Source organism: Pseudomonas sp. CM27 (assembly GCF_013179515.1).
Lineage (GTDB): Bacteria > Pseudomonadota > Gammaproteobacteria > Pseudomonadales > Pseudomonadaceae > Aquipseudomonas.
In genome coordinates this window covers 1-17,252 of record NZ_JABMCN010000125.1, presented here as the reverse complement: position 1 = coordinate 17,252, position 17,252 = coordinate 1, and the positions used below count along the sequence as shown (strand labels likewise).

General features: G+C 62.0%; 16 protein-coding genes. 12 read left to right on the top strand and 4 right to left on the bottom strand.

Features of this window, described 5'->3' with window-relative positions:
• The 4 genes from HP547_RS16510 to tssI form a co-directional block, all read right to left on the bottom strand.
• A partial coding sequence (locus tag HP547_RS16510; RefSeq protein ID WP_172286853.1) for a DUF6531 domain-containing protein occupies positions 1 to 1,124 on the bottom strand: 1,124 nt, incomplete at its 3' end.
• 5 nt (positions 1,125 to 1,129) lie between these two features.
• Positions 1,130 to 1,597 carry a DcrB-related protein gene (locus HP547_RS16505; RefSeq protein ID WP_172221753.1) on the bottom strand — a complete coding sequence of 156 codons (468 nt, stop codon included), beginning with the start codon at positions 1,595 to 1,597 and terminating at the stop codon, positions 1,130 to 1,132.
• 32 nt (positions 1,598 to 1,629) lie between these two features.
• A complete protein-coding gene (locus HP547_RS16500) occupies positions 1,630 to 2,214 on the bottom strand; it encodes a DcrB-related protein (RefSeq protein ID WP_172286852.1) in 585 nt (194 codons plus the stop codon).
• Between the two features lie 9 nt (positions 2,215 to 2,223).
• Positions 2,224 to 4,077, bottom strand: coding sequence for a type VI secretion system tip protein TssI/VgrG (tssI, locus tag HP547_RS16495; RefSeq protein WP_172286851.1), 1,854 nt, complete (start codon positions 4,075 to 4,077; stop codon positions 2,224 to 2,226).
• A 267-nt stretch (positions 4,078 to 4,344) separates the two neighbouring features.
• Here tssI and HP547_RS16490 point away from each other — a divergent pair, with 267 nt between their 5' ends.
• From HP547_RS16490 to tssK, 12 genes are all read left to right on the top strand, one after another.
• Positions 4,345 to 5,355, top strand: a complete 1,011-nt coding sequence (locus HP547_RS16490; RefSeq protein ID WP_172286850.1) for a hypothetical protein — start codon at positions 4,345 to 4,347, stop codon at positions 5,353 to 5,355.
• An 8-nt stretch (positions 5,356 to 5,363) separates the two neighbouring features.
• A complete protein-coding gene (locus tag HP547_RS16485; protein WP_172221741.1) occupies positions 5,364 to 5,915 on the top strand; it encodes a hypothetical protein in 552 nt (183 codons plus the stop codon).
• 158 nt (positions 5,916 to 6,073) lie between these two features.
• The gene (locus tag HP547_RS16480) at positions 6,074 to 6,382 is read left to right on the top strand and encodes a hypothetical protein (protein WP_172221738.1); all 309 of its coding nucleotides are present in this window, start codon (positions 6,074 to 6,076) and stop codon (positions 6,380 to 6,382) included.
• A gap of 721 nt (positions 6,383 to 7,103) precedes the next feature.
• Positions 7,104 to 7,853, top strand: a complete 750-nt coding sequence (locus HP547_RS16475) for a hypothetical protein (protein ID WP_172221735.1) — start codon at positions 7,104 to 7,106, stop codon at positions 7,851 to 7,853.
• A 64-nt stretch (positions 7,854 to 7,917) separates the two neighbouring features.
• Entirely contained in the window at positions 7,918 to 8,457 is a 540-nt protein-coding gene (gene tssB, locus HP547_RS16470; RefSeq protein ID WP_172286849.1) for a type VI secretion system contractile sheath small subunit, read from the top strand.
• A gap of 14 nt (positions 8,458 to 8,471) precedes the next feature.
• Entirely contained in the window at positions 8,472 to 9,974 is a 1,503-nt protein-coding gene (tssC, locus tag HP547_RS16465) for a type VI secretion system contractile sheath large subunit (protein WP_172221714.1), read from the top strand.
• 26 nt (positions 9,975 to 10,000) lie between these two features.
• Entirely contained in the window at positions 10,001 to 10,483 is a 483-nt protein-coding gene (tssE, locus tag HP547_RS16460) for a type VI secretion system baseplate subunit TssE (protein WP_172221696.1), read from the top strand.
• The gene (gene tssF, locus HP547_RS16455) at positions 10,483 to 12,303 is read left to right on the top strand and encodes a type VI secretion system baseplate subunit TssF (protein ID WP_172221693.1); all 1,821 of its coding nucleotides are present in this window, start codon (positions 10,483 to 10,485) and stop codon (positions 12,301 to 12,303) included. The genes tssE and tssF overlap by 1 nt, the downstream gene beginning before the upstream one ends.
• On the top strand, positions 12,267 to 13,337 hold the full coding sequence (gene tssG, locus HP547_RS16450; protein WP_172221676.1) for a type VI secretion system baseplate subunit TssG: 1,071 nt from the start codon (positions 12,267 to 12,269) through the stop codon (positions 13,335 to 13,337). The genes tssF and tssG overlap by 37 nt, the downstream gene beginning before the upstream one ends.
• Complete coding sequence (gene tssH / locus HP547_RS16445; RefSeq protein ID WP_172286848.1) at positions 13,334 to 15,931, top strand: type VI secretion system ATPase TssH; 2,598 nt, start codon at positions 13,334 to 13,336, stop codon at positions 15,929 to 15,931. The genes tssG and tssH overlap by 4 nt, the downstream gene beginning before the upstream one ends.
• Positions 15,932 to 15,955: 24 nt before the next feature.
• Positions 15,956 to 16,678: a type VI secretion system lipoprotein TssJ gene (tssJ, locus tag HP547_RS16440; protein ID WP_172221670.1), complete on the top strand. Its 723-nt coding sequence runs from the start codon at positions 15,956 to 15,958 to the stop codon at positions 16,676 to 16,678.
• The coding region (tssK, locus tag HP547_RS16435; protein WP_172286847.1) for a type VI secretion system baseplate subunit TssK at positions 16,675 to 17,252 on the top strand (578 nt) is incomplete at its 3' end. The genes tssJ and tssK, both read left to right, overlap by 4 nt.

Here is a 17,252-nt window from a genome sequence, read left to right as displayed (position 1 = left end):
GTGCCGTCGGGGGTGCGGGTGAAATGCAGGAAGTGGCCGAGGGCGTTCTCGATGCGTTGCAGCGGCACTTCGGTGTTGGTGTCCGGCACTTCGCCGAAGTAGAAGAACAGGTTGTCGAGGGTTTGCAGGAGGTAGTGGCCACCCTCGGTGCACACCAGGTACACCTGCTCGTGGGGGTTGTAGATGCGTTCGCCCGGTTGCAGGGCCACGAACGGGATTTCGCGGCCCTGGTTATCGGTAAGGTAGATGAACGAGCCCTGGCGGCGCACGCTCTGTTCCCACGGCAGCACCCAGCCGCGGCCGAGTACGCTGTCGACGGTAAGGTCGCTGGCATAGAAGCGCGACCACTCGATAGGCATCAGGCCCGGCAGGCTGAAGTCGATTTCATCGGGGATCAGTTTGCGGCCAGTGGTGAGGTCGACCGGGTTGCCGACCAGCCCACCGATGGCCTTGCGCGCCACCGGTTCGACCACGTAGCGGCTGGCGACTTCACCGGCGACGAATCCTGCGGTGAACTTCAGGGCGCAGGGCATGACAGCTTTCATGCCGGCCTGGGTACCGGCCTTGATCAGCTGGGCGATACCGCCCGCAGCGCCGGCGATGGCCATCAGCACATCCACGGTGGTGCGCAGCCATTCCGGGATCTCATCGTCCACCGGCAGGTAGCGGTAGGTACCACCGCCAATGATGACGTTGTCAGAGCCTGCGGAGATGGTCGCACCGCAGGTCAGCTTGTCGCCCTTGCGCGCAGCGGCCACGCTGTTGATGAAGACGTTGGTCGAGCCTTCGGCAATCTGCACCGGCCCGGGGTGCTTGTCGCAGGCACCGATGCTTTTTTCGACGCGGGCAGCCTTGCGGCTGTTGATGAACACGTTGGGTGAGGCAGTAGTTATGGTCCCTGAGGGGGACGAGAACATACTGCCTATCGCCTCTCCGGCAGCGGTCAGCAAGCTGCCCCCGATACCGGCTGCGAGGCCGGCCAGCAAGGCCACGCCGAACCCGCAAGTGAAGGTGGCGATGGCCACCGTGGCCACCAGCGCGATACCCAAGGCAGCTCCGATCAGGAAGCCCCCCAGGGCGCTGGTGTGCGATATCTCGTCGCCGAACCTGGCCGCTTCGAACATGAGGGTTACTCCTGTTCGCCGGGCTCGGGGCTGGTCACGACCGGGTGGCGCGGGGTGAAGCTGGCCAGCAGGTTGTCCCAGTCCTGGTTCTGCTGGGCACTGAAGTCGGCCTGTGCAGTGGTGGAGAAGATCAGCGCCCGCCCGGGGCTGATGATAAAGGCGGCCTGGCGCTGATAGAGCGGACGGCCCTGGTTCATGTAGTAGGCGTCGATCTGGATGCCAGCGATAGGCGCGCTGGCCGCAAGCGCGACAGCCTTGTTGCCCATGCGGGTGTAGCCGCGCAGCTTGGAGGTGAGCATTTTGACCTGGCGATCAACGTAGGCCGGCAACGCTTCGTCCGGCAGCAAGGTGTCGCGCGAGACGGTAATGCTCAAGGGCGCGGGCACACTGGCACCCAGGACGAACATGTTGACCGTGCGGTCCTCGAAACCTGCCGGCAGCGCAATGCTGCCTTCCTGCAACTCGTAATCCATGCGATGGAAATTCCTGATAAAGAAGAACGGGTTCAGCTCGGCGCGAAGCCATCGAGCATGCGGTCGAAATCTGCCAGCCATTGGCTCAGGCCTGGCTTGCTCGGGTCTATCACGCTGGAAATGTCCAGCCATTGCTGCAAATCGCTGCCGGCTACGGGTACCAACGCGCCGACCAGGCGACCGTGCCGAGGCTCATGGCCAGCAGTGAAGTGAAAGTCCAGCACCTTGGCCGGGTGGCCAGCCAGGTGGGAATCACGCTGACGTATCAGGCGCAGCTGCGGGGTCAATTCGCGCAGGGCCTTGATTGCCTCGTCGAAGAACGCCTCCAGCGTCTGCCTGGGGCGGACGTCACGACGGCGGATGCGAAGGCTGACCGCTTCGCCTTCATGCTCGAGGGTGGTCTGGATATCGCGGAAGCGAAAGCCGGCCGGAAACTGCAGGTGGAAACCGGCGAAGGTAAAGCCACTGGCCACGTCCAGCAACGCGGTGGCCAGTGGTTGCGGTTCGGGCGCAGGCTCGGGCATGTTGGCGGGTTCAGCGAGCCTTGCCAGCCGCGCAGCTTCCTCTTGCGCTTCGCGCTTGGCCGAGAGGCGGTCGTAGATCGAGGTCTTTTGCATGAACCCGCCTCAGTCGTTGATTCGCACTGCGGCGCCGGTGATCTGGGTAGTGTCGGTACTGGTGGTGACGATGGCCTTGCCCTTGATCTCGATGCCTTCCGGGGTCAAGGTGATGCTGCTTTCCCCCACCTGCAGGATGATGTGCTGCTTCGCGGCAACCTGGATGAACTGGTTGTCGACCTGCAAGGTGTAAGAGCCATCGGTCACTTGCACTACCGTGTCCTTCTTCACGGTTTCGGTGTGCGTGCCACCCACCGTAATCGTGCGGTTGTTACCCACATCATGGGTTTCATCCAGCTCGATCTCGGTGTCCATGTTGCGCTCGGCGTGCATGATGATCTGCTCGGCGCCGGCCTTGTCTTCGAAGCGGAAGAAGTTGGCTGTACCGCCGTCGCCCTTCATCGAGCGCGTCAGGAAACCGCTTTGGGTCTTGTTGGCCGGCAGCGCCCAGGGCGGCGTGTTGCTGCTGTTGTAGAGGCTGCCCATGATCAACGGGCGATCGGGGTTGCCGTCGAGGAACACCACCACCACTTCGTCACCGACGCGCGGGATCTGGATACTGCCGAAGCCGCCGCTGGCACCTGACTGGGCCACGCGGACCCAGCAGGAACTCTGGTCGTTGTACTCCCCATTGCGGTCCCAGTGGAACTGCAACTTCACCCTGCCCAGGTCATCGGTGTAGATCTCTTCGCCGGGCGGGCCGACCACAATGGCTGTCTGCGGTCCGCTGATGCCAGCCTTCGGTGTATGCGCTGCGGGGCGGAACGGGATTTTACGACGAATACAGCTGAAGCTGTTGCGATAGCCCGCTTCACCGTCGCTGGCGTAGTTGTTCTGGCCCCAATGGGTAACGGAAAGCAGCAGAAACTGGCGATCGTCGGGGGCGTCGTTGTCGTGATCGTAATGCTGGCTCAGCTCGAAGTACTGGCCGGCCTCCATCGCGCGGCAGTTGCTCTGGCCATGGAACGTCTTGCCGTCCACTTCCATCGCCTCGAGCCTGCGCTGTGCCTTGCGCACACCTTCATCGGAGTCTGCGTAGCCGTAAAGGCCCTCGTATTCGAAGACCTCGTACTGGCCGACCTCACCCTGCTGGTTGACAGAGTTCAGCTGCACCAGATGCGGGTTACCAGGCTGCTTGTAGTCGAACGTCTTGAGGGCCAGGCGCGTTGGCTGCATGCGTCGCGCCGAGGACCACGCCGTGATCGAGTCAGCGGTCTCGGTTACCGAGGCGCTGTGGTATCTGATCAGCGGCTGACGCTCCAGCTGCGGCAGCATGCTGCTGTCATCGCTGATGATCATGCGATGGCCTTCCTGAGAATGCTCGAACGTGAAGAACAGCCCCTCCTGTTCAAGCAGGCGCAGCACGAAATTCAAGTCCGATTCCTGATACTGCGTGCAGTAGCTGATGGGCTTGAGGGGCTGGCTAAGACGGAACTCATGCTCGGCCAACGTCAGGTAGTAAGCGAAGACTTCCTTGACGATCTGCTCGGTGGTCTTGTCCTGGAAGATACGTGAATCGCGGCGGCGGCTAAGAATCCAGATCCATGGCACCAGCTCGGCGGTGTAGTTGGCAATGCCACCGTCGGCACCGGTGTGCACGAAGTCGGAAACATGCGCGCTGAGGTAGCGCGTACTGCCATCGGCGAGCGCGATGCCCACCGTGACTTTCTTGCCGATCAGCTTCTTGAGCTCGATGCGGGCGTCCTGGGAAATCAGGTTTACCTGGAAACTGAACAGCTCGGAAATGGCCTCGCGACCACTGAAGCTAAGGAGTTGCAGCTCTTGCTCAGGGGGCAGAGGTGAGTCAAAGGTGAACAGGCGTTGATGCTGTGTGAGCATCGACTCAAGGGCATCCGTAATCATATCAATGCATCCTGCATCAAGCTGGAAATCCAACAATGAAAACGTGCTTGGCGTGGGCTGTCAAATGATGGCGATAAGCCAGAGAGCCCTGAATCAAGAGCAGAGGCCACTTCCGCCAATGGTAACTGATGGCGATTTCCCATTAGACGCTTCCTGGATTAATTACATCGGAATATGTCCCCCCGTTTGATCTGGCTGACGTCTGGGGTGTAGGCTCCTTGCGCCTGGCTACCAGGCCGTACACAGCGAATATCAGGGAGCGTTGCCATGAGCGTGAGTGAAGCCCAACTCAGCCAACTGGACCGAGACATGGACCAGAATCACCGGGAAATGGTGATCATGTCGGTGGAAGACTTTCAGGGCCAGTTCGCCCAGAAAGCACAGGGTGCTACGCAACCACTTCAGGTGTGTACCCGAACACAGGCCGATAGGTTGACTGGCACCTGGCAAGGCATAAGGTCTACTTACAACGGCCTGCCCCACACTTTCGTCAATACCACCTGGGGCGTGCCCGGCGCAATGGCAGCGTGGGATGCGAAAAATATCATTGGTTTCATTCGCGACATGAATGGCTTGGGAACGAAAGTGCGCTACATCGTGCGCAACGGCAAGCAATACGTGGTCCTCTCCGGTTACCCTGGCCTGCGCAAAACGCTGGATGCGCCTCGCTACGGTATTCAGAACGCCAAGCTGATCAGCATGGGTATCGGTAAATATGGTGTTCGTGGCTCATCCATCAAAGGATTCAAGTTGTCCTGCTATGTGGCAGTCGCTATCGAAGTCGCGGAATGGGTGTTTGCTGATGAACACATCATGAGCGATCTATTTGGTGGCGTCGGCGTTGAACTGATCAAGGCCGGCATTGCTACAGCAGTCGGCTACGCAGCGGCTGTGCTGGCGGGAACATTCTTTACCGCCGCCGCTGCGCCGGTGATTGCAGGCGCACTCTTCGTCTTTGCGGTAGGCCTTGGCTTGAACGCTCTTGATAGCCACTTCGGTATAAAAAATTCGGTAAAAGCCGGGTTGCGCTATGCAACTGACCATCTGGAATCACTCCACCAGACACTTACCGAAATCAAGGCGGCGGACCTGCAAAACTACCTGAAAGAAACCACCGCCAACATTGCTGGCAACATTGCAGACCAGCTTTATGATGAGGCCAAGTCATGGGTTATCCGCAAGCTACGCCCGGACGGGATCGATCTACCCGCTTGGCCGAGTGCGCCCAGATTGCCTTCAATTCCGTCTCTGCCCACATTCAATCTACCTAAATTTTAATGACGAACATGCACCCGACTCTGCCATCACTGGAACTCACACCGGTCAAATTCAGACTGCTGGCTATCGTATTCATCATCATGCTACTGCTGGTCGGTGGTTTCTCGGTGTACGCCTATGCGCACTACCTGCTGCCCCTGTACGGCAGGCTTTACCGGGCAGCGCCCGTAGTAGAAACCCCCTACTTGGCTTTTGGCCTGCTTATGGCGCCGCCAGCGCTTGCCATTCTGCTAGTGGGAACAGCTACGTGCGCACTGACAGGCAAGAAGTTTGACCCACCCCTCGGCTCGCGCCTGCACCGCTTCCAGACATTGATGTTCGCACTGTCGCTGAAAACACTTTTCTATATCGTACCTGCCGTAATGATCCTGACCTCCGGCGCATTACTGGCCAGAGGTTACACGCCCTGTTCAAAATTGCTGATCTCAGGCTCAGCCTGGCATTTATTCTGGGTCAACGATGAGCGGGTATGTTTCAAGCCGGATCATTACATCAACGATAACTGGCCATGCAAGGTAATCGATGGCAAGGATATTTGCGTTCAGGTCGATGGCCGCTAAAAAAGACCTCCGGCCTACGACTGATGCCGCATAAACTGAAAACCGCGCCCAGATAGCCTATAGCGAGCAGGCGAAGCGCTTCGGCACTTGGCCCCTAACCGGGGCGAATGATCAACACTCAAGGCTTCTCGGTTCGATAGACAACCAGGAATCCAACGATGAATCCAGATGCACTGAAACTCGCAGCCATGGCATTGCGCGACTCGCTTGAGCACTATCAACAGCAAGAGCGCGCTGCAGCCCTGTTGCTTCAGGATCTGGATGGCTTGCTCAAGCGTGCTGCGAATAAAGAAATTACCACCCCCATGGAGGCGCGCGATATCCCTGGCCATCGCTACTTCACCGAAACCCGGCTGGGCGCATGCCGCGACCTTGAAGCGCTCTATGCCTCGTTTTACATCGAACTCATCGACGGCCGAAGCTCGAAAGCTTTTCAGATGCTCCAAGCTAAAATGAGCAAGCCCTGATTACGTCAAACTGATCACATCAGGTACGCCAGGAAACCCACGATTTCTTTCGGTTATGTGCGAAAGGCGACCGATCTGGCCGCGCAGCGAAAAGGCAATTGGGGCCGCTTTGCGGCCCATCGCCGGCAAGCCAGGCTCCCACATGAATTCGATGCAGTCTGGGTGGGAGCTGGCTTGCCGGCGATGGGCTGCGCAGCAGCCCCATTCGCCTTGACTGACTGGCAGTGATTTATGCCTGCCTGGAGAGCGGTGAGCGCTAGCCGTTACTGCCGTAGCTGCCAATCATCATGCGTGATGCACGCTCTCGATGCCCAGCCCCTGCCCGTACTGCCATCATCATACGGCAACCTTGCCAATGCCCATACGATTGCGCCCAGGCCCAAAAGTGAGACCTGCTTCACTTTTTATAAAAAATTTTTACCCGCGATTTTCAGCATTTTTTTTAGCCCTGCACGCCCACGTTTTAGGGGCGAGGCCCCGTTTTCTGCGCCCCCAACACACAGCCAATGTCACGGCGCCATTATTGCGTCTCTGCACAAAACGGGGAAAAAATCGCCTCCCTTGCCGGAACTTCTTCCGCAGCGGGGTGCCCTACTCGGCATTGCTGGCAACACGATATTCATGTGCCAGCACCCAATTTTCCGCAGCCGAAAGGCGCGATTTTCAGGTCCTCGCCACTGGCGTTTCAGGACGATCAAGCAGGCACATGGACGATGCACCGATGACCCAGACATTCGATGTCGAAGCACTGATCAAGCTGCGTAGCCAGACGCGGGCGATCGCCGATGCGCTGAAAGCGCAGGCGGCTGATTACCTCGCCACCGCGGCGCCGCTGATTCGTCCGCAAAACCTGTTTGGCGAATACCTGCAAGGCGCCCAGCGCAGCAGCGGGCGTGAAACCCAGGGCCACTTCCAGTCGCTGATCGAACTCTACGAACGCATCGGCTCGGCCGCACCGTTCCAGCTGGTCAGTGAGCTGGAAGTGCCGCTCAACCTCATCAGCACCACACCCGAACTGTTCCCGCTGGAATACGACAAGGTCCTGGCCCCCAGTGGGCAGGTCATCCGGATCACCAGCCCGGTGCGTTGGGTGGTGGGCTTCCAGGGCTTCGAGCTGGCGCGTTTTCGCGCGGTCATCAATGACCCCAACCGCAGCAGCGCCGAGCTGTACCGCTTCGTGGTGCATTACCTGGTGCTGTTCTACTGCCTGAGCAAGTCGCCAGGCCTTGGCCGGCTGTTCGAAGGGCTGCGTTTCAGCCTCAGCTTCGAGCGCCTCAAGGGCCTGGGCGACCTGCCGTTCTGCGTTATCAGCTCGCCGGTGCGATCGGCACTACCCGACGATTCGGTTATCCGCAGCAGCACGCAAATTGCCGGCAACACCAGCTTCGAAGAGCTGGTCGGCCGCGACAACATTCTGGAAATGAACGACGAAATCCGTCAGCGCCTGCTGCTGACGATCGAAGGCCTGTAACGCGAAGGGCCTGGCAACGGCCCGCGCAATGATTCGCAGCGAACTGCTCGCAATGGAGAACACGATGGCGAAGAAGGAAAGCACCCAGCACAAACTCGACCGCGTTCGCGCGCCTCGGGTTCATATCACCTACGACGTGGACATCGGCGATGCCATCGAGAAGAAGGAACTGCCCTTCGTCGTCGGCGTACTGGGCGACTTTTCCGGCAACCCGCTGGAACCGCTGCCCAAGCTCAAGGACCGCAAGTTCGTGTTCATCGACCGCGACAACTTCAACGGCGTGCTCAAGGGCATCAAGCCGCGTCTCACCTACCGCGTCGACAACACCCTGGCCCGTAACGGCACCCAGCTGGGCGTGGAGCTGAACTTCAACAGCCTCGAAGACTTCGAGCCGCAGAACGTGGTCAAGCAGGTCGAGCCGCTGCGCAAGCTGCTGGAAGTGCGCAACAAGCTGGCCGACCTGCGCAACAAGATGGGCGGCAACGACAAGCTCGAAGAGCTGCTGATGGATGTGCTGCAGAACACCGAAAAGCTCAAGACCCTGGGCAAGGAATTCGGCCGTGAAGCCGAAGAGAACGACCCATCCAGCAGCGATCGCGCCTGAGCAGGAGCCCGAACATGACCGACAAGCAAACCGCACCGCAACAGGCCGGCGACCTGGTCGAAGTGGAAAACTTCGCGCCACAGCCCTCGCTGCTCGACAGCATCATTTCGCAAAGCCGCGTGGCCCGCTCCGACACCGAGCGCAACCGCACCCGCGACCTGATCGGCGAACTGGTGAACCAGGTGCTCGAGGGCGAGATGACCCCGAGCAAGGACCTGATCGCCGTGCTCGATTCGCGTATCGCCGAAATCGACGCGATGCTCTCCGAGCAGATGAACGAGATCATGCACGCCCGTGAGTTCCAGCAGCTGGAAGCGTCCTGGCGCGGCCTGAAATACCAGGTCGACCAGACCGAAACCAGCACCACGCTGAAGATCCACCTGCTCAACGCCTCGAAGAAGGACCTGGTACGCGACCTCAAGGCCGCCAGCGAATTCGACCAGAGCGCGCTGTTCAAGAAGGTCTACGAAGAAGAGTACGGCACCTTCGGTGGTGCGCCGTTCGGCATGCTGATCGGCGACTACGAGTTCAACCGCAACCCCGAAGACCTGTACCTGCTCGAAGAAGTCTCGCACGTGGCAGCTGCGGCCCACGCGCCGTTCATCTCGGCGGCCTCCCCCGAACTGTTCGGCTGGGATTCATTTACCGAAATGTCCGGCCCGCGTGACCTGGCAAACATCTTCGATACCGTCGAATACGCCAAGTGGAAGTCGTTCCGCGCCTCGGAAGACTCGCGCTACGTCGGCCTTACCCTGCCACACGTGCTCGGGCGCCTGCCCTATGGCCCCGATACCACGCCGGTGGAGGAATTCAACTTCGTCGAAAGCGTCGACGGCCGCGACCACGACAAATACCTGTGGATGAACGCCGCCTACGCCCTTGGCACCCGGGTCACCGATGCCTTTGCCCGCTACGGCTGGTGCGTGGCGATTCGCGGTGTGGAAGGCGGTGGCCTGGTCGAAGGCCTGCCGACCCATACCTTCAAGACCGACGATGGCGAGATCGCCCTCAAGTGCCCGACCGAGATCGCCATCACCGACCGCCGCGAAAAAGAACTGTCGGACCTGGGCTTCATTCCCCTGGTGCACTGCAAGGGCACCGACTACGCCGCGTTCTTCGGCACCCAGTCGGCGCAAAAGCAGAAGCAGTACAACACCGACATCGCCAACGCCAACGCCCGCCTGTCTGCGCAGCTGCAGTACATTTTCGCCACCTCGCGCATCGCCCATTACATGAAAGCGATCATGCGCGACAAGATCGGCAGCTTCGCCTCGCGCATGGACGTGGAACGGTTCCTCAACCAGTGGCTGGCCAGCTACGTGCTGCTCGACGACACCGCCAGCCAGGAGGCCAAGGCCAAATTCCCGCTGCGCGAGGCCCGCGCCGAGGTGTTCGAGGTGCCAGGCAAGCCAGGCGTGTACAAGGCCGTGACCTACCTGCGCCCGCACTACCAGCTGGACGAACTGACCGCTTCGCTGCGGCTGGTCGCCGAACTGCCACAAGGCGCGCGCGGCTGACGGCCCGGTGTGTACAGGGATGACACATGAGTAACCAGGCCCGCCTGCTGCCCTCGCTGCTCGACCGGCTGCTGGACGACCGACCCTTTCAGTCGGCCGAGCCGGCGGTGCAACGCACCTGCTCGCTGGCCGAGTACAAGGCCAGCATCGTCCGCGACCTCGAGGTGCTGGTGAATACCCGCCAGTCCCTGGTCGCCGCCGAGCTCGCCGGCTTCAGCCAGCTTGGTGGCTCCATCCTTGAATACGGCATGCCCGACTTCATCAGCCGCAGCGTGCTCGACCCGCATGATCGTCGCCTGATCCAGCAACAGCTGGAACGGGCGATCAGCACCGGCGACCGGCGCTTTCGCCGGGTCCGTGTGCAGCTGCTGGCCCAGCAGAACGGCCATCGCATGTTGACCTTCCGGGTAGACGCCGTGCTGCGCCTGCAGGACATCAGCCGCCAGGTGTCGTTCGACGCTGTGCTGCAGGTCAACACCCAGGAATACAAAGTGCAGAACCTCAACTGATGCTCGACGAACTGCTGCCCTACTACGAAAGGGAACTGTCGCACCTGCGCTTCCTCGGCCAGGAGTTTGCTGCGCAGTACCCCAAGATCGCCTCGCGGCTGCTGATAGAGGGCGACAACTGCGAGGACCCGCACACCGAGCGCCTGATCGAGGCGTTCTCGTTCCTGTCTGCGCGGGTGCACAAAAAGCTCGATGACGAGTTTCCGGAAATCGTCGAGTCTTTCCTCGAGGTGCTGTACCCCCACTACCTGCGCCCTACCCCGTCGATGTCGATCGCCGAGCTGAGCCTGGGCAAGCACGAGAAGGTCACCGAAGCCTACCGCGTTGCACGGCATACCGAGATGCATGCCAATGCCGTGGAAGGCGTGGTCTGCAAGTTCCGCACCTGCTACCCGGTAGCGCTGTGGCCTATCGCCGTGCAGCAAGCCTCGTTCAGCGAGATGGAACGGTCGGCATTCAATGGCCACAGCGCCGACCTGGTGGCGCACCTGCGGATCCGCCTGGGGGCTACCGGCGATGCCCTGTTCGGGCAGATGGAAATGGACTGCCTGAGGTTTTTCCTCGACGGCGAAGCGACGCTGATGCTGCAGCTGTACGAGCTGCTGTTCAACAACCTGGCCAAGGTTACCCTGAGCTTCCAGGACCAGGGCCGCACCCGCGAAGTGGCCCTTGCGGCCGATGCCCTGAAGCCCGTGGGCTATGCCCGCGACGAAGGCCTGGTGGACTACTCCGAACGCTCGTTCCTGGGTTACCGCCTGCTGCACGAGTACTTCACTTTCCCCGACAAGTTCATGTTCTTCGACCTCAGCGGCTTTGCCCGCATCCTGCAGGGCAAGGCCGTCGAGCAGGTGGAGCTGAATTTCTATTTCTCCGATTACGACCTCAGCGATCGCCTGACCCGGCTGACCCAGAACATCGGGCGCAACAACTTCAAGCTCAACTGCACCCCGATCATCAACCTGTTCCGCCAGCAGGCCGAGCCGATCAAGCTGACGCACACCCGCCACGAGTACCCGGTCACCCCGGACACACGGCTGCACAATGCCGCCGAAGTGGTATCGATCGACCGCGTAAGGCGGGTGCGCAAGCTGGGCGGCGTCGATCAGGTCGACACCTGCCAGCCGTTCTTCGAGCCACGTGGCGAACAGGACCCGCGCAGCAGTTTCTGGACGGCCCGGCGACGCAGCCAGGGCGATGCCACGGCCATGAGCATCCGCGTGGTCGACCGCAACCTCGAACTGATCGACGCCAGCAATGACACCCTCAGCATCGGGCTGACCTGCAGCAACCGCGATGTACCGCTGATGCTGCCGTTCGGTGGCGAGCGCGGCGACTTCAACATCCCGGCCAACTCGGTGATCAAGGACATCCGCTGCCTGCGCAAGCCTACCGCCACCGTGCGGGTGCCACTGGGCAAAGGGCTGATCTGGCGGCTTATCGCCCACCTTTCGCTCAACCACCTGTCGCTGGTCAGCCAGGGCCGCGAGGTGCTGCTCGAACTGCTGTCGCTTTACAACTACCGCAACGTGTCGGCCATCCGCAAGCAGATCAATGGCATCAAGGCCATCGACAGCGAGCCGGTGGTTGCCCGTATCGGCCACCCGCGGCCGAACTTCGTGCGCGGTGTCGGCATTACCCTGACCCTGGACGAGAGCCAGTTCACCGGCAGCGGCGTGTTTCTGTTCGGCACGGTGCTGGACCATTTCTTCGGCCAGTACTGCTCGATGAACAGCTTTACCCAACTGACCCTGCGCACCCAACAACGAGAAAAGAGAGTCGCCCAATGGCCAGCCCGCACTGGCGATCAGCCCCTGGTCTGATCGATCAGGCCCGAGCCGAGCCGCACCGATTCGAATTCTTTCAATTGGTGCGTCTGCTCCGCCTGCACTACAGCCGTACCGGGCGCATGGACCTGGCAACCCGGCCGCATGAAGACCCGCTGCGCTTTCGCACCCAGCTGTCGCTGGCGTTCCCCGCCAGCGAGGTCAGCGACTTGCACTTCGAGCGTGAAGGCAAAGTGTCGCCGGCCGGCCTGCCGCTGTCCGAGCTGCAGGTCACGTTCATGGGCCTGGTCGGGCCGTCGGGCGTACTGCCGCGGCCGTACACCGAGCTGCTGCTCGAGCGCCATGTGCAGTACCGCGACGATGCGGCCCATGCGTTTCTCGACATTTTCTCGCACCGCATGACCACGCTGTTCTACGAGGCCTGGCAGAAGTACAAATTTCATATCGAACACGAACGCAATGGGGCTTCGGCGTTCGATGGCTACCTGCTCAACCTGGTCGGCCTGGGCCCGCGCGCGCAGCAGCTCAAGTTCGAGCAGCAGCCGACGGCGCTGCGCCGCGAGCTGTTCAGCTATTTTGCCGGCCTGCTCAGCCAGAAGCCGCGCAACGCGCTGAACCTTGAGCGCATGCTCGGCTTCTATTTCGCGCTGCCGGTCACGGTGTGCCAGTTTGCCGGGCGCTGGCTGCACCTGCAGCCCGAACAGTGCACCCAGCTCGGGCGCAAGAACGCCCAGCTCGGCCACAGCGCCGTGGCCGGCAACCGGGTCTGGGACTACCAGTCGAGCATTCGTATCGAGCTGGGCCCGTTGAGCCTGGCCGATTACCGGCGCTTTCAGCCGGGCACCGCGTGCTACCGCAAGCTGGTCGAGCTGGTGCGCTTCTATATCGGCGCCCAGCTGGACTTCGAAATCGCCCCGCGCCTGCAGCGTGAGGCAGTGCCGCGCGCCCAGCTGGGCCGCAGCGGCAATGTTGCGCTGGGCTGGCTGGGCTGGCTCAAACGCCCCGGTCGTGACGCGGAGCCTTCGCGTTGCGCCGTCTTCCAAATACCTTACGATGGGGTCGCCTTGTGAACCTGAAGTCTCTGTTCGCCAAGCTCAACGAAACCAGCCGCACGGCCACTGAAAGCGCGGCGGCCCTGTGCCTGTCGGAGCACCATTACGACGTCGAAGTGGAGCACCTGCTGCTGCAGCTGCTCGACGCCGGCGACAGCGACCTGGCGCCGATCATGCGCCACTACGATGTGGTCGCCGAACGCCTGCAGGCGCAGCTGGTCACGGCTTTGGGCACGTTCAAGAAAGGCAATACCCGCACCCCGGCGCTGTCGCCATATATCACCCGCATGATCGAGCAGGCCTGGCTGTTGGCGTCGATCGAATACGGTGTCGGCCAGGTGCGCAGCGGTTACCTGTTGCTGGCCCTGCTCGACGACGCTGAACTGCGGCGCGTGCTGATCGCCTCGGCGCCGGAGCTGGAGAAAATCAACGCCGACGACCTGCGCCTGAACCTCACTGGCCTGGTAGAAGGCAGCACCGAATCCCGGCAAGCCAGCCCGCTGGCCAGCCCGGCAGCACCGGCAGCCAGCAGTGCCAAGGCCGGCGGCAAGACCCCGGCGCTGGACCAGTACACCATCAACCTCACCCAAAGCGCCCGTGAAGGCCGTATCGACCCGGTGCTGGGCCGCGAGTTCGAAGTTCGGCAGATGGTCGATATTCTCACTCGCCGCCGCCAGAACAACCCCATCCTCACCGGTGAAGCCGGGGTCGGCAAAACCGCAGTGGTCGAAGGCCTGGCCCTGCGCATCGCCCAAGGCGATGTGCCGGCAGTGCTCAAGGACGTGGCCGTGCATACCCTGGACCTGGGCCTGCTGCAGGCAGGCGCCGGGGTCAAGGGCGAGTTCGAGAACCGCCTCAAGGCAGTGATCGAGGAGGTCAAGCGCAGCCTGCACCCGATCATCCTGTTCATCGACGAAGCGCACACCCTGATCGGCTCCGGCGGCCAGGCCGGGCAGAACGATGCCGCGAACCTGCTCAAGCCCGCCCTCGCCCGTGGCGAGCTGCGCACCATTGCCGCCACCACCTGGGCCGAATACAAGAAGTACTTCGAGAAGGACGCCGCCCTCGCCCGCCGCTTCCAGGTGGTCAAGGTCGAAGAGCCCGACGAAGACAAGGCCATTCACATGCTGCGTGGCCTGCTCGGGAAAATGCGCGAGCATCACAAGGTAGCGGTAATGGACGAAGCGCTGGTGCAGGCGGTGCGCCTGTCCAGCCGCTACATCACCGGCCGCCAGCTGCCCGACAAGGCGGTCAGCGTGCTCGACACCGCCTGTGCGCGCATTGCCCTGGCGCAGTCATCGCAGCCTGGGGCGCTGGAAGACTGTCGCCGACAGATCGACAACCTGCAGGCGGAAATCGCCGTGCTTGGCCACGAAGCCGGCAAGGGCCACGACCATGCCCGCCGTCTGGGCGAGCTGCAGGCTGCCCTGCAGGCCGAGCAGCAGCGCGAGCAACAGCTGAGCAGCCAATGGCAGCAGGAGCTGGAACTGGTCGAACAGCTCAAGGCCCTGGATGCCGAAAACGACGCCGACGCCCACCAGCTCAATGCCCTGCGTGCCGAGCTGGCCCGCGTGCAAGGCGACCAACCACTGGTGCACGCGCTGGTCGACAGTGGCGCCATCGCCCAGGTGATCAGCGGCTGGACCGGCATCCCCCTGGGCAAGATGCTGCGTGACGAGATCGACACCGTGCAGCGCCTGCCGGCCCTGCTCGGCGAGCGCGTGCTGGGCCAGGACCACGCCCTGCACGAAATAGGCAAACGCATCAAGATTTCCCGCGCGCGCATGGAAGACCCGAACAAGCCTATCGGCGTGTTCCTGTTGCTCGGGCCCAGTGGCGTCGGCAAGACCGAAACCGCCCTGGCCCTGGCCGATACCCTGTATGGCGGCGAGCGCAACCTGATCACCATCAACATGTCCGAATACCAGGAAGCGCACACCGTATCGAGCCTGAAGGGCTCGCCACCGGGCTACGTCGGCTACGGCGAAGGCGGTGTGCTGACCGAAGCCGTGCGCCGCAAGCCGTACAGCGTGGTGCTGCTCGACGAGGTAGAAAAAGCCCACCCCGATGTGCTCGAACTGTTCTTCCAGGTGTTCGACAAGGGTGTGCTGGACGATGGCGAAGGGCGCGAGATCAACTTCCGCAATACCGTGATCATCCTCACCTCCAACACCGGCACCGAGCGCATCATGCAGACCTGCCTGAATGCCGCCGAGCGACCAACGCCCGCGGCCATCGTCGAAGGCCTGCGCGACGAGCTCAATCAGGTGTTCAAGCCTGCCTTCCTCGGCCGCCTGAGCATCGTGCCGTTCTACCCGGTGCAGGACCAGATCCTGGCGCGCATCGTCGCGCTCAAGCTCGAGCGCATTGCCAGGCGTTTCGCCCGCAACCACCAGGCTGAACTCAGCTACGACGAAGCGCTGGTCAACGCCATCGCGGCACGCTGCACCGAGGTCGACAGCGGTGCGCGCAACATCGACAACATCCTGTCCCAGACCTTGATGCCTGAGCTTGCCCAGCGCGTGCTCGAGCGCATGGCCCAGGGCTCGCCAATCGAGCGCCTGGTGATCGAACTGGGTAGCGATGGCGATTTCGCCTATCGCCTGGCCTGAACCGTTTTCGGAGATTAAGCCGTCATGCATCACCAGCACACCGCCCTCAAACGCCTGACCGCCGCAGCCCTGCTGCTGGCGCTGGCCGGCTGCGGGGTCACCGACCGCATCGGCAAGCGTATGGAAGACAGCTGGGCAGCCGACATGCTGGCCGACAGCGAGAAGGTCATCCTGACGTCCGACGGCGGCAACCACCTCAACCCCGACGCCAACGGTCAGCCGCTGTCGGTGGTGATGCGCGTGTACCAGCTGACCGACCTCGAGCGCTTCGCCGCGGCCGACGCCGAGACCCTGTGGGCCAGCCCGGAAAAAGCCTTGGGCAACACCTTGGTCGAGGCTCGCGAAATCACCCTGCTGCCAGGCATCGGCCAGATCGACCAGTGGCCGCTGCCGAAGAACGCGCGCTACGTCGGCATGGCGGCGTTTTTCCGCGATGAACAGGGGGCACGCTGGAAAGTCGCGTTCGACGCCAACTCGCTGCGCAAGGACGGTATCTGGTTCTCCTCCGATGGCCTGCGGGTGCTGGTGGACAACACCGAAATCAGCGCCATGCGTGGCGTCGACGTGCTGAACACAGCGCCTGCTGCGGACCCGCTGGTCGCCGCGCAAAACGCCGAGCAGGCCCCGCCAGGCCTCACCGACAAGGTGCAGGACGCGGTGCTCGACAAGGCCAGCGATGCCGCCGGCCAGTCGGCACGCAACGCCATGGATTCAACCTTCAACTCTCTCGTGGATGGCACCAAATGAGTAAGCAGAGCCGGGTCATGTGGTCGGAAGGCATGTTCCTGCTGCCCCAGCATTTCCAGTATCAGGATGAGTTTCACCAGCACCAGCTGGCCGAGGCTTCGCTGCGCGCAACGCCGTTCAACTGGGGCGTGCAGGCGCTGCAGGTGGACGAGGATGCCCTGGCCAACGGTACGTTGCAGCTCAAGCGGCTGAAGCTGGTGTTTCCCGACGGCAGCCTCTACGACGCACCGCAGCACGACCCGCTGCCCGCCGCGCGCGACCTGAAGGACCTGCTCAAGGCCAACGACCTGAAAGTCCATGCCGCGCTGAAGCTGGCCGAGCCGTTTGGCCGCAACTACGTCGAGGACGGCCAGGAACACAAGGCGGCACGGCGCTTTCGCAAACAGTTCGACACCCTGCCCGACCTCAACGAAGGCGAGCTGGAAAACGAAATCACCAGCCTGCGCCTGAACGTGGTGCTGCTGGTCGACGGCGACAGCCTGGACGGCTACAGCCACTGCCCGCTGGTCAAGCTGACGCGCAACAGCATGGGCGGCTTCAACCTCGACCCGCATTTTGTCCATCCGACCCTGCA